At 45.3% G+C, this 13,634-nt stretch carries 11 protein-coding genes; all 11 read right to left on the bottom strand.

The window, feature by feature from the left end; genetic code table 11:
* On the bottom strand, nucleotides 1-180 hold the full coding sequence (gene asp4, locus B7717_RS05525; RefSeq protein WP_033583412.1) for an accessory Sec system protein Asp4: 180 nt from the start codon (nucleotides 178-180) through the stop codon (nucleotides 1-3).
* On the bottom strand, nucleotides 173-1,519 hold the full coding sequence (gene gtfB, locus B7717_RS05520) for an accessory Sec system glycosylation chaperone GtfB (RefSeq protein WP_084944355.1): 1,347 nt from the start codon (nucleotides 1,517-1,519) through the stop codon (nucleotides 173-175). Before gtfB ends, asp4 begins: the two co-directional genes overlap by 8 nt.
* Nucleotides 1,503-3,023 carry an accessory Sec system glycosyltransferase GtfA gene (gene gtfA, locus B7717_RS05515; RefSeq protein WP_084944354.1) on the bottom strand — a complete coding sequence of 507 codons (1,521 nt, stop codon included), beginning with the start codon at nucleotides 3,021-3,023 and terminating at the stop codon, nucleotides 1,503-1,505. The genes gtfB and gtfA overlap by 17 nt, the downstream gene beginning before the upstream one ends.
* A gap of 12 nt (nucleotides 3,024-3,035) precedes the next feature.
* Nucleotides 3,036-5,408 (bottom strand): accessory Sec system translocase SecA2, encoded by a 2,373-nt coding sequence (gene secA2 / locus B7717_RS05510; protein WP_084944353.1) that lies wholly within the window; start codon nucleotides 5,406-5,408, stop codon nucleotides 3,036-3,038.
* Nucleotides 5,401-5,841 carry an accessory Sec system protein Asp3 gene (asp3, locus tag B7717_RS05505; RefSeq protein ID WP_084944352.1) on the bottom strand — a complete coding sequence of 147 codons (441 nt, stop codon included), beginning with the start codon at nucleotides 5,839-5,841 and terminating at the stop codon, nucleotides 5,401-5,403. The genes secA2 and asp3 overlap by 8 nt, the downstream gene beginning before the upstream one ends.
* Nucleotides 5,838-7,367 carry an accessory Sec system protein Asp2 gene (gene asp2, locus B7717_RS05500; protein WP_084944351.1) on the bottom strand — a complete coding sequence of 510 codons (1,530 nt, stop codon included), beginning with the start codon at nucleotides 7,365-7,367 and terminating at the stop codon, nucleotides 5,838-5,840. Before asp2 ends, asp3 begins: the two co-directional genes overlap by 4 nt.
* A complete protein-coding gene (asp1, locus tag B7717_RS05495; protein ID WP_084944350.1) occupies nucleotides 7,351-8,931 on the bottom strand; it encodes an accessory Sec system protein Asp1 in 1,581 nt (526 codons plus the stop codon). The genes asp2 and asp1 overlap by 17 nt, the downstream gene beginning before the upstream one ends.
* A 9-nt stretch (nucleotides 8,932-8,940) precedes the next feature.
* Nucleotides 8,941-10,158 (bottom strand): accessory Sec system protein translocase subunit SecY2, encoded by a 1,218-nt coding sequence (gene secY2 / locus B7717_RS05490; protein WP_084944349.1) that lies wholly within the window; start codon nucleotides 10,156-10,158, stop codon nucleotides 8,941-8,943.
* A gap of 88 nt (nucleotides 10,159-10,246) precedes the next feature.
* Nucleotides 10,247-11,476 carry a glycosyltransferase gene (locus B7717_RS05485; protein ID WP_044021274.1) on the bottom strand — a complete coding sequence of 410 codons (1,230 nt, stop codon included), beginning with the start codon at nucleotides 11,474-11,476 and terminating at the stop codon, nucleotides 10,247-10,249.
* A 15-nt stretch (nucleotides 11,477-11,491) separates the two neighbouring features.
* Nucleotides 11,492-12,718 (bottom strand): glycosyltransferase, encoded by a 1,227-nt coding sequence (locus B7717_RS05480; RefSeq protein ID WP_044021275.1) that lies wholly within the window; start codon nucleotides 12,716-12,718, stop codon nucleotides 11,492-11,494.
* 219 nt (nucleotides 12,719-12,937) lie between these two features.
* The coding region (locus B7717_RS05475) for an LPXTG cell wall anchor domain-containing protein (RefSeq protein WP_142357884.1) at nucleotides 12,938-13,634 on the bottom strand (697 nt) is incomplete at its 5' end.

The following is a 13,634-nucleotide window of genomic DNA, read 5'->3' as shown; positions in this document are numbered from 1 at the left end:
TCACCTCAAGATTCCTAATAATGTAAAGATCAGGGTAAGAAGGATGAGCATGCCGAGTAAAATGGAGAAAGTTTTACTGATCTTTTCTCCTCGGGTAGGCTTTTCTTTCTTAAGCGCTCCTTGCTTTAACTCTTCCATTCGTCCTTCGACATCCTTGTAAAATAAATCTTTTTTAGTCATGTCCTTCCCCTATTATCCTTTCCATCCTCTCTTGGTAAGTAGCCAAGTCCACATAGTTGGCATGACGACCTTGATGTCCAAGGGCTCGGCCCATCTTGTCAAGACTGCTGAGAGCTTCTTGAATCTTCGCAATCATGTCTCCAACAGCCTGCACATCAAAGAGGTGTTCTGGAGCTGTGTAAGATCTGTTATGAGCTGTTTGGTCAAAGGCTAGGATGAGCATGTTGTGCTCGAAGGCTTGACGGACAGCATCCAAAAGCTCGTTTCCGTAATTGATGTCTAGATAGAGATCCGACAGCTGGTAGAGTTCTCGAATCTTTTGCGGACTAGCGTTTTGATAGAGAACGACATTGGGATAGGAAAGCAAGGTCAGCAACTTAGACGACATTTCGGTCACTGCCGCGATTCGGAAGGTCACCATTGGCAAGGACTCAATCAGGGTTTCGATATGCTCGATCTGATCTGAGTTGGTAACGATCAAGGCATCTGGTCGAACGAAGTTTTCTCTTTTGAACTGATAATGATAACCTAGATGGACAAACTTGTCATGATAGACTGGATTGGCCAAGGCCAAGGCTTGTTCATAGGTAGCCTTGTCTGGTATGAGGATCTGCTTGGCTCTCAGCCCCTCTTGCTCCAAGAGCAGCTGCATATTCCCAGGAAGACAATCATCTAGCGGTTCTTGCCAGACTAAGATATCCTGTCCAGTCTTGTCTGGATAATGGTATGAGACCAAAAAAGAAGTTGCGAGAGTGTTAAAGAGAAGGTGGCGAGTGTCGATTCCCAAGTCTTGCAAAAAGAAGATCGTGAACTCCACTCGATTTTTAAAATGGCGTAGACCTTGTCCGGGCAAGGTTAGGAGGATATCGCCTGTCACATGATTTTCTAGGACAATTTCCTGTCCCTTTGCATCCTGGTACTTGGTCAGGATAGCCTGTCCATCTGCACTATAGGTGGTCTTGGCAAAGCAGGCTCCGTATCGGTTATAGTGGTCTGCTTGGTAGATGCGGCCGGATAGATCCTTCCAGTCGACTTGCTTGACCAAACGGGCCTGAGGAGCATCCACATAGTGAATCACGCCCCTCTCCCGAGAATCCTCTAAGATATGGGCCGACTGATTATTTCCCGCAATCTCCCAAAATTCAGGTACGACTACTTGATTGAAATAAAGAGCTTTTCCCGAATCGTAACCTAGATAGTAGGTAAAGGGAGAAAGAATCCTATCTGGGAGAAAGCCATCTGGCTCGATCACAACCGTGACATGGGACAGGCCAGCAGCTTCTAGACTTTCATGTAAATCTCGACTTTCCTGACCATATCGATCAAATAGTTGAATCATGCAGGACCTCCTCTATCGTTTTCTTCCACTTGTCCCTTACTTTGTCTGTTAAAAATCCTCTAGCTAGCTCATAAGATGCTGTTCGCATAGCTGGCAAATGATTTTCCTGATAGAGCTGGCAGATCTTTTCTGCAAAGGATCTTTTAATCGCCGTTTCTACATGGTCATCCGAACTTGGGATCAAGTAGCCATTTTGACCGTCCTGGATAAAGGTCTGGTTTCCATAAGGTACATCAAAACCAATCAGGGGCAAACCTGAACCAACTGCCTCCATCAAGGTCAGACCAAAGCCTTCACTGGTTGAGGCTGTCAGATAGACCTCGTACTGGGGATAGATCTGAGCTAGGTCTGCATGCCCCTTGAGCTGGATATAGTTCTCCGCTTGGTGAGCCGTGATGATTTCCCTTAAAAGGGACTCTTCACCCCCACTGCCATAAATGTCAAAGGTAAGCTCTGGAAGGATTTGATGCGCCTGGATAACCGCCTTGACGAGCCAGTCGATGTGTTTTTCCTTGGCCAGACGCGAAGCGGTAATGAGAGAAAAGGGCTTGCGTTCCCTAGCAGGCTCCGTCAGCTGATCAATGCTCCCAACTGGAATCGTGACGATTCGTGGACGATGCTGACTGTACTGGGCAAATTGACCTTCGAGAACTTCCTTCTGCCGATCCGTAGACACGATAAAACAATCGACCTTGTCCGCATTTGTAAACTGATACTCATAATAATTATTCCAAAGGAGATAGGCTTCGTTACTAGCATTTTCACTATAGTGCTCTGCGTGAACGACAACTGCTAGATGGGCCTTTTGTGCTTCTTCAAAAACAGCCTGACCAATCCCTGTTTCCCTATCCAAGATGACCAAATCAGACTTGCTCAAGTTCAAACGTTGCATAAAATAGCGCATAAGGGCTGGCTTTCCGTACAGAATCCGGTCCTTAAATCGATAGACCTCTTCCTGACCTTCAGTCAGCAAGATATCGTAAGCGGTGCTGCCGTCTTCATTGAAAAAGCTTCGTTGATAGAGTCTAGCCACTTGGTCTTTAGGCGCGAAATATTCTGTACAGTAGCGTTTGTAGGAGAAATAATCCTTGCGAATCAAGTTTCCCCCAAATACATACTCTGCATGCTGCACCAGATTCTTAGCCGAGTCTAACAAGTAGCAGGTCACAAACTTGTCCTCGTCAGAAAAGTAGACGCGCAAGACTTTGCCATCCTGCTCCCTATGACTCTCAAGGCCACCGAAAGAGGCCAAGACCTCGTCAACTGTAACACTGGTCGGTGCTAGCTTGATATCTGTAAAATGATTGTAAAGCCAGATTACCTGATCATCCGCAAAGCCGATATTGGCCGTTAAATGCTGGATATTGTCTGCTAAAATCAAGTCGGTAAAGATAAACTTAGATGCTAGGTCTAAACTTCTAAAAATCCCTGCTCGGTAGGCCTGGGCATACTCGACACCACTGCTCGCCCAACCGATCCCTAGATTTATATTGTAAATTGTCATATGATCCTCTTTTTATGGAAAATGGGTGAGAATCTCACCTTTGGGCGTTACTTCCACAATCCCCATGAGAAGATTGCGAACCATATCTGTACGGATTTGTTGCTTCATGGTTTCAAAGCCTGCATAGGCCTCCTGATAGTACTCCACGATAGGGTTCTTTTGAGAAGCAGACTGGCTCCCGATTGCTAGACTGAGCTGTTGGAGATAGTCGACTTGCTCAACCCAGTTGTCATCAATAGCCTTGAGCATGGATATTCTCAGAAAAGAGTCATAGAGCTGGTGAGGTTGGAGGACTTCCTTTTTAGCTGCAATTTCCTTGGCTATTATTTTCTCTAGTAACTCCCGAATCTGATCTGCATCAGCTAAATCCAAATCAGCTGGTAATTCTCTCATCCCAAAGCTAATATTGGTCACGATGAAGTGAAAGAGCTCTTGGGGGCTACTATAGGCTTTTTCTGAGATTTGTTTGGTATAGTCTGCCAATATATCCTCAAGGATATGCTCTAAATCACGGCTCCCATCCAGCAAACGATCTCTTTCTTTGTAGACCATTTGGCGCTGGATATTGACACTTTCCGCATACTCTAAGGTTTGTCTGCGCGCTGAGCGACTGGCACTATCACTAGCCTCTTGGGCTTTTCTGACGAGGTTGCGGTACTTGCGATCCTTAAGTAGGATGGGTTTGCTAATATCTTCCACTTGGTAGTCTTGATACAGGTCGTGAACCCAAGACGGCCCGAACTTTTTGATCACATCATCTTCAAGCGACACGAAAAATTGAGACATTCCTGGATCACCCTGGCGGCCAGAACGACCTCTGATTTGCAGGTCAATCCGTCGGCTCTCCATCCGCTCGGTACCAATCACAATCAGACCACCCAATTCTGCGACTCCTGGACCGAGTTTGATATCTGTCCCTCGACCTGCCATAGAAGTCGCAACGGTTACTGTCCCTATCTGTCCAGACTCTGCGATGATCTGGGCTTCACGCGCTGCATGATTGGCATTGAGGACATTGTGAGAAATCCCCTCTCGCAAGAGCAAGGACGAGTAAAGCTGGGACATTTCTACAGAACCGACAAAGATCAGGAGTGGATTGCCTTTGGCGTGATAGGTCTTGATTGCTTCCAAAGAAGCATACACTTTCTCAGGGAGGGTCACATAGAGATTGTCTGAATGGTCCATTCGCCTAAGTGGGCGATTGGTTGGGATGCGAATGACAGCCATATTGTAGGTTTCAAAAAACTCTTTTTCTGCCACCTTTCCCGTTCCTGTCATACCTGAGATTTTGCGAAACATCTTAAAGAGACTCTGGTAGGTGATTGAAGCCATGGCTCTGGTTTCAGGAGAAAGTTTCACATGTTCCTTGGCTTCGATGGCTTGATGGAGACCACCTTGAAGCTTGGTCATTTCCATCAAACGCCCTGTGCTCTTATCCAGCAAAACCATCTCTTGACCTCGAACCAGATAGTCCTTGTCCTTGGTAAAGAGCGTATGAGCTCTAAGAGCATAGACCAGATGCCGAACATAACTTGCGTACTCTTCCTTGTAGAGATGGTCGATTCCTAGGAATCCTTCAACCGTCTGAGCCCCCTTTCGGGTCAACCAAACCTGCTCTTTTTCTTCCTTGTAGATGTAGTCTTCTCCTTCAACCAAGGTCGTCACTAGGGTATCAATCATCCCATAATAGTTAGACTGGACACGGGGAGAGCCTGCGATAATCAAGGGAGTTTGGGCACTATCGAGTAGAATATCATCGATCTCATCGATGATGACATAGTTAAAGGGAGGCAGGAATTTTCCCTCACGAGTGGAGGCAAGGTTGTCATTGAGATAGTCAAATCCCAGCACACTATTGGTCGTGTAGACGATGTCCGAGGTGTAGATCTTTCTTCTCTCTTCCGCAGTCAAGTCCTCTTTTGGGTCCTCTGAAAAGGGAAGACCGACAGTTAGACCTAAAAATTGGTAGACTGGGCCCATTTCGCTTGCATCCCGTCTAGCCAGATAGTCATTGGTCGTGACCAGCATGCTGCCTTTTCCCGTTAGGGCATTGAGGTAGAGGGGCATGGTTGCAGTCAAGGTCTTGCCTTCACCCGTATTCATCTCAGCCACATTTCCTTGGTGGATCACAATGGCTCCCATGACTTGCACATCATAGGGAAAGAGACCCAAGACCCTTTTATCGGCCTCACGGACAAGGGCATAGGCTTCTACCAATAGCTCATCCAAGGTTTCTCCTTGGGCAAGGCGCTGGCGAAACTCCTCTGTCTTTGCAGCCATTTCCCCATCGCTGAGAGCTGCCATCTCTTCTTTGAGGGCGTTGATTTGGCTTAAAAGTTTCTTGACCTTTCTCAGTTGTCTTTCTTGATACAAACGATTAAACACCAGCATCCTCCTCAATAGAAAACGAAACAAAGTCAAGAGCCTCAAAACCTGCGCTAATCAAGGAGAGGCGATAGGTGTAGGCCGCTTCAGGATAGGTGAAGCTAAAGGAAAATTGTCTTTCAATCTTCTCCTCGATGATTTCCTCATAACGGTTTAAAAAAGTCAGTTTGAGATAGAGACCATTGGCTGGTTGAACCTGCATCTTCATAGAGAGACGGTAGGTGTGATTTTTCTTAAGAAGAGGGAGACTAGGTTGACTTCTAGTAGCCTGGTAATTGACACTGGAAAACCAGGTTTTAAGGGTTTCACCTGAAGCCAGCAAAGGATTTTTCAGGGTAACATGACCATCTGCATGATAGATAATCTGGCTACCATAAAGATAAGTGGCTCCCATCTCGCCCCACCTAATATCCTCTCTCTTGATGATAATCATGTCTCACCTCTTCCGTATTCTTCTAGTATCATCTTATAAAAATGAATAAACCAGGCAACGTTTGTTCCTGTGTCATCGTTGTGTCGACCTGCTGTCCCTTTTGACAAAACCTTAGCTCCTGTCTGGCAAAGAGTCTTCACTAGCTGGTCATAGGCACCACTATCCATATCCTCGTCCTTCATGTAAGAAAGACCAAAGGTCGTCTGGGAAAAATCAGCTTGTTCAAATCGGGTCCAAAAACGTTGATCCAAGTCCTTCATGTCTTTCTGGCTCACTCCTCCAGTCTGAAGGTGCAAGACATCAAAGCTAGTTGGAAAGACTCCTGGCGCCTCTAGTCGACCCCGCTGTGCGATGGTTCCTAGATTTGTCAAGGGTTTTCCGACTACGATTCCCTTGGGTTCAAAGTAGGCTCCATAGTAGAGGGCTGGGAAGGTTCCCATTGACAGGCCAGATAGGATCAAGTCACTTCTATCCAAGCCTAGGTAGTCTAGATAGTGTTGGATGGTTGCTTGTATGTTGTCTTCCAACTCCTCAGTTCCTAGGTAAAAGGCTCCACCCTCTAATCGAGGGTCCGAAAAGAGGAGAAAGGGGCATCTGAGATTCTTCATCATCCAGTAACCCTCAAAACCTTCCGCCGGACGATAACCTGAGAAATAGACTGCTAGAGGAGGTTTGAAATCCCCCGGGTGAAAGAAATAGTTGATTTCCTCACGTTTTTTGTCATGCAGGATATTGCCTCCGAGAACAAACTTTCCAAACTGTTTCCGGCTCCAGCGTTGGTGGAGATTGCCGATGTTGACCTTCCCTTGACCACGCGCTTCAAGAGAAATACTCAGATAAGCATCATAGTCTTGCTCCACTATGATTGCTGAGGCAAAGTCTGCTTCCTCAAGGAGAATGTCCTGTCTAATCTCTGAAACGGATCCTGCTGGGATTTTTCGCAATCGCAGGCGCAATTCCACTAGTCCACTCTTTTCATATTCGAGCCAGAGTTCGATTGGCGAATGGGCTTGGACAGACTGATTATAGGCCCAAGAAGCTAGCTGGGTATAGGTCTTGCCAAAGTCTCCTTCCAGCTCCAGATGCTCAAATCCCTGATAGGAGACAGAGCCTTGGAAACTCGGGTGAATCCTTATCGTAGCTGGGCTCAGCTTGTCTCCATAACCACCTTCAAAGAGGGAGGTAGAGAGGTCTCGAACAAAGCCCTGGCGGTCTGACAGGTCCATCGCTTGCATGCAGTGATGTTTGATGAGGTTCTGAATGTTTTTATCCTGACTTGCAAACTGTTCTGGATAGAAAACCGTATAGGGTTCTATGCTAGATGCAAAAGGCAACAAATCTACTAGATAAGCCCCATCCGTGAGAATGACAGCATGAAAGTGATCTAGATCATTCTCATCCATGATTTTCTGGATGGCAGACGGTGTGTTGGGAGGAACATGATACCAGTCTAGTTGGGCTGGTAGGGCAAGTGTCTCTCGCCAATCTTCTGGACCGATTTGCAAGATCTTATACTTCTTTTCCATGAGTCACCTCCTCCAACCACTTTTCTAGCTTGATCAGGAATTGCTCCCCAGTGTGTTCCTTTATCTTTTCGATGGAATGGATCAAAGCATCATTCCACACCTGCAGGCTATCGAGATAGTAATGGGCAGCTTGCGCAAAATCAGCTATATTTTCCAACAGATAGCCATTCTTCTGATGGCTGACATACTCTGTTTTGACCCTATTGATTTGAGGGATACCAGCACTAATCCCCGCGATTTGGGTATAAAGAAGAGGTTGCCTGTTCAGATCGACAATCAAACGAACAAATTCCAGCTGCTTGATTAACTCCGATTCATCCTTCATATTGACAAACGAATAGCGCTTGCTCTGATGGCGATTGTCCTCAAGCGGATTTTCAGCTCCTTGGTAATCAACTTCCTTCTCCAGTTCCTGGTCTTGAAACTGCTCTGAGACCATCTCAGCAACTCGTGTTTCCAGCTGCTTCATTTCTTCTTGACTAGCAGCAAAGGTTCCAAAGACCAGCTCCGTATCTTTGTTTTCAGAAAGGAAATGCAAGACCTGATAGAGCGCTTGGTCCTCTATCCCATGCTCAAAGTCCAGTTGATAGTAGAGGATTGACTCCTTCCGAGTCTGACTCTTTCCCAGCTCCAAGCGGGTATCAAAAGGTGATAAATGACGAAACTTCATTGCTTGTTCTGAAAAGGCAGACTGAGCCAAGTGCAAGGTGTCCTCTCTGTCGACCAGAACAAGGTCCACCTTAGACAACAAATTCGCCAACTGAGGTAATTGCTCTTGAGGATTTCGTCCGATAAAAAGACTGAGAACCTTAGTGGTTTGGTGAGGCAATCGTTCTAAAAGGAAGTCATTGTGCTGATCACAAGCAGGCAGAAAATAGGTCGCTCCTTCCTCAGGGAGTTGAGCTATTTTCTTCTCAAAAAACTCCGCAATCAATTCTCCCATATCTCGGTAAGCCTCTTTTTGGAATCGAAAAGCAAAGATAGGATTGACTTCGATACGCCCCCCATCTTGCAAGTGCTCTCTAAACTGCCACAGTCCCTTGGGATTGAGATAGTCTTGGTAGAGAGCCTGACCCTCTTCGTAGTAAATCACACTGGAAACCAGCCCCCGATCATCCATCAGGTAATTAGCAGACAAGAGCCCATCTTCCTTGAAATACTGAATCGTACTGATAAAACCTTCAATCCCATGCTCCACCTGAGCATAGGGCTTTCCATTTCTCAAAACTAAAATGGTAAAGGGACTGTAAACAAACTCGCAGTCCTCTTCCCACTCAATATCTCTGAGCTGCAAGACCTGCGGTCGAATCTCATGAAAATCCTGCAATTCATCAAATAAGGAATAAACTTGTGCTTCTAAAATACCTTGGCGATGGAGAAAATAGCGAAGATGAGGCTGATAGGACAAAAGGAGGACCTGTGCAGGGACCCCTTGGTGTTGCATCAAGCGAATCTGATTGAAGGTGTCATCAAATTCTAGCTTAAAATGAGAAAAATACCAAGGTGTCAAATCAGCATGCCAGGGACGCTCCTTGCCATACCAAGCCGGGATAAAGTAATACATCAAAACCTCCTAGAATAGTGGCCGATACCTTTCATTTAATCTGAGCGCCTGCAGTTCGTCGTGAATCGTAAAGAGCATGCCACTCAAAATTAAAAAGAGTCCGGGAATCATGCTGACTTTGAACAGACTCTCATCCTTCAAGACAAACAAGATCGGAAGTCCAGCCAAGATAACGTTAAAGACTGCACCTATCAGAGCAAATCGGAGAACCAAGCGATTGATAAAGCGACTAGTATCCTCACCGGGATAGACTCCGTAGATGTAATCTCCTGATTGCTTCATCCGATCTGCGATTTGTTGACCACTCACATTGACAAAGGCAAAGGCAATGCTAAAGACAAAGAGGATCAGGATATAAGCATAGATCCACAAGGGTTTCCCCATCGCATACTGCTCCAGTATGGCAGGGTAGAGAGGATTACCCTTATCCAGATGTTGAAGCAAGATCAAGAGATAGGAAGGCAAGCCCATGAGACTCATCACATACATATAAGGCATGCCACCTGCAGGATTGAGCATGATTTCCAGATAAGAATAGCGTTTAAAGCGAGAATGGAGCCCGATTTTATTGATAGGAATGCGGTATCTAGCTCGGTAAAAGAGAACAACTAGATAGGTAAAGAGGACACCAAGCACTACCAATAGGAAAAGCAGCCAAGGAGAGATCTTATGAACTTGGACCGATTGGATGATGTCCTGAGGGAGTGAAGCCACCATACTCGCCAATAAAATGACGATTGGGCCTCCAACTCCGATAGACGCATTGATGTCAGACAGCCAAACTAAGAAGAAGGTCCCCGCAACCAAAAGGCTGGTATTGAGGAGAAAAACCAAGAAGGGATTGTAGGGGGCTTGGACAGGGAGGTTTGTCGTCAAGGCCAAGGCCTGAATCAAGGCAATCCCTAACGTCAAGTACATTTTCCGTCTATCCTGGACTTCCGAAGAAACCGAGTTTAAGCCCAGTTTCTTTGAAAAGGAAAACATCTGCCACAAGATCATAGCTGACATCCAAGGGGAAAGTCCGATTGAAAAGAGAGAGAGGCTACGAAGATTTCCACCAGTCAGGGCTACTGAAAAGTCCAGATAGGCTGCGCTTCCTCCGAGAAAATTCCGGCTATTGAGGTCAACAAAAGGAAGAGCCAGACGACTCCCGAGCACATAAATAAAGAGCAAAAATAGGGTGCGCATCCCTTTTTTTACTGCTATCGATGAACGAAATTCTTTCACTAGCTCCTCCTTTTCTTTTTATCTTTCAATTGTCCTGTCATACGGGACCAATCCAGCCTTTTTATCTTAGCATCTTCAAATCTCTATCTCAGTTTTCGTGAGTTTTCTCGTCCAGATAAACCTTCAAAGTAGCCACCATTTCTTCTGGTCTTTCTGCTGAGAAGATACCCGCATAGGCACTTTCAGCTAGTTCCTGGGACTGGGTATTGTCAAAAGTCAAGATTGGTTTCTCAAAGCGTGAAATATAGTCATAAACAACACTCAACTTGTCATCGTGGTTAATATCAAGATAGACATCTGTCTGCTGAACCAGTTTCTCAACCAAGAGAGGGAAGGTGTTAGGATAGAGAGTAACATTTTCAAAACGTGACAAGAGCATGAGTTCAGGTGCCATCGTCGTATAGGCTGCAATGTAGAAATGCAACTCTGGCAAGGCTTGAACCAGATAGTCGATTTTCTCAAGATGCCAGGAGTTAGTCAAATTAACACAAGACATAACTGGCTGATAGACTGTGACTGGATAGTCAATTCCAGCCTGACGCCATTTTTCAGTAATGGTAGACCACTCCATCAGATGATAGTGCCACCAAACCTCACGCAAACGCCCAACCGAATGAGTGTTCCAAGGTTTGTCCTGAGAGAGGAAATGCAAGATAGCTGGCAGGGGCTCTAGGGGAATCTGGAAGATAAATTCATGTCCATGTGAGGCAGCCCCACTATCAAAACCAATCTGGAAATTATAGTTCTGATCCAGAGGAGCATAGCTGTCATGAAAGAGCATATTGAGGATGGACTGGTCTCCCTCACTCACATGTTGGTGTTCCCGCTCTGTCAACTCAACTAGCTCTTGTCTCACAGCTTCTGCCCGCCATTTTTTGTTATTGATCAAGAGCACACCTGCATTAAAACCAACCCCAACTCCAAAACAAGATGGTGCAGCAGCCAGGTAGTTTTCTCCTAAGTCCATTTCAAAGAGGGACGTCAAATCAGCCGTCACTACCAGATCGCTGTCCAAGTAAAGTACCTTGTCCTCTTCAACAAAATCAGGGATAAAATAACGGGCAAAGGTCATGTGGTTGATATGGGGCAATTTGTTACTCCAGTTCATCTGAAACTGGGCACCAAGCATCTTGACATCCACCAACTCACCACCCATTTGCTCTACTATCGGTCTGAGAGCGCGGAACCATTCTTGGGGAACATCCTGGTTAAAGATATAGACCTTGACATGGCTATTATGATAGCAGAGAGACTTGAGCGCTGTTTCAATCTGGCGGATATAGGCATAATCTCCTGCGAGAACAATTGTTTTTTTCATTTAGTTTCCTTCAGTTCACAACGACTGCTTCTGTGATTCCAAAAGCGTGCGGATAGACTCGATCATTTGATCTACGGCTGCTGGTGAGTAAACGTGACTGTAACCACTCGAGTCATGACTAGTGGTTTCAAAAGCAAATATAGGGATTTCTCTTTGCTGCACCTCTTGGATAATGTTTGCAATTTCATCCTCATGATTGATATCCAAGTAAAAGTCAATCTTTTCTAAGACTTTTTTGACATTCATGGGATTAAAGTAAGGATAGAGGCGTACATTCAGATGCGATTGCAAGTTCATGATTTCCGGCGCAAAATTGGTATGAGCTAGGATAGAGAACTCTACATCAGGCAGTTCTTGGATCAGGTGTTCGATTCTCTCTATGTGACACGTATTGGTAAAAATTGCGGTCGCATACTGGGGAGCTTGAACTAAAGATGCTAATCCTTTATGGAAATCACATTTTTTCATGACAATATCAGACCACTCTAGTCCGTAGTAAAACCACCAGTCCTCCCTGAAACGATTGAGGTTGATTTGGTACCAAGGCTTGTCCCCTGTATAATGGATAATCTTGGCTGTTTTCTCAGTAGCAAGAGAATCCCTATACCAAGAATCCATCTGGTAATTTCGAGCCACTGTATCCATACCAACCATAAAATTATAGGTAGCTGGCAGCGATTTCCAACGACCTTCAAAGAGGTGATTTAACACGCCCTGATCACCAAAAACTTGGTCATGCAGTTGGTCTGTCAAACTCAACAAGTGCTCCGTCACCTTTTCTTGACGCCAGAGAGCCACATTAATCAGTAAGACACCTGCATTAAAAGTGCTAGGAACTAGCGCATCTGCGACAGCAGCTACTGGCCAGTCCTCCATGTCTTCTAAAAAGAGTTGATCCAGGTCTGATCTAACGATGATATCCGAATCCAGGTACAAGGCTAGGTCTTCGCTAACAAACTGAGGAATAAAATAACGAAAGAAAGTTGCATAACTTAGGTGGGCTAGTGGCAAACTATACTCTTTCAAACCTTGATGACTAATCTTGACATTGACGATTTTTGAGGCTAGAGGCTCTAGACGTCTCTCCATGAGCTGAAACCATTCAGATGGCAAATCATCATTGAAAACATAAAAAGTCACTGCTCGGTTATGGGCACAGATTGACTTGATTGTTGTCTCAATCTTGTCCATATATGCATTATCACCACCGAGTACAATGGCTTTTTGAAGCTCTTTTTTCATTTCGTCCCCTTTTCTTTTCACATTCTTTTGGCTACTTTTCTACTACTGTAGTTCTGATTTTTTCGATGATTATCTCACCTTCCTATTATACCTTTTCCCCTAGTTTATTTCAAACTCGAAAGAGGATTTTCCCCTTCTCACATATAGAAAAAACCTTTGAAAAATCATGTTTTCAAAGGTTTTCCATTTTACTATTTATTCATTGATTTTTATATCTTATCAATGACTTTCTTGATCGTCACTCTGACTCTTCTTGGCAAGAAGACCGATACCTGTCACAGCTGCCAATGCTCCCAATAAAGCAGATGCTACGGAAGTCGACGCTCCTGTATTTGGCAAGACTTGTTTCGGCTTGCTTGAAGCGGATTGACCTTGGCTTGCAATGTTTGCCATTGAGAGAGAGGTGCTTGTTGAAGTAGATACCAGAGCACTTGCTGACGCAGATCTACTAATAGAATCTGAAGTCGAGAGACTAGCGCTAATCGACGCAGACTCGCTCACTGACATACTTGCTGAAATCGAAGCACTTTCTAGAGTCGATTCACTGGCTAACATGCTAGCTGAGAGTGATGCGCTCGTTGAAGTAGATTCGCTCACTGATGTACTTGCTGAGATCGAGGCACTCTCCAACGCCAACTTGTCTGCTAGCATACTTGCAGAAGTTGAAGTACTTGTTGAAGCAGATTGACTCGAGCTGACTGAGGCGGACTGGCTTGAGCTGACTGAGGCTGATTCACTTGAGCTTACCGATGCTGACTCACTGGCGCTCGCTGAAGCAGATTGGCTAGCACTCACCGATACAGATTGGCTTGAGCTTACAGATACTGATTGACTCGCGCTGGCTGAGGCTGACTGACTAGAACTTACCGAAGCAGACTGGCTCGCACTTGCAGATGCTGATTGGCTGGAGCTTACT

The organism is Streptococcus oralis subsp. oralis, from assembly GCF_002096495.1.
GTDB lineage: Bacteria > Bacillota > Bacilli > Lactobacillales > Streptococcaceae > Streptococcus > Streptococcus oralis_CU.
Note: the sequence above shows the minus strand (reverse complement) of the source record. Positions and strands in the feature narration are given on the sequence as shown.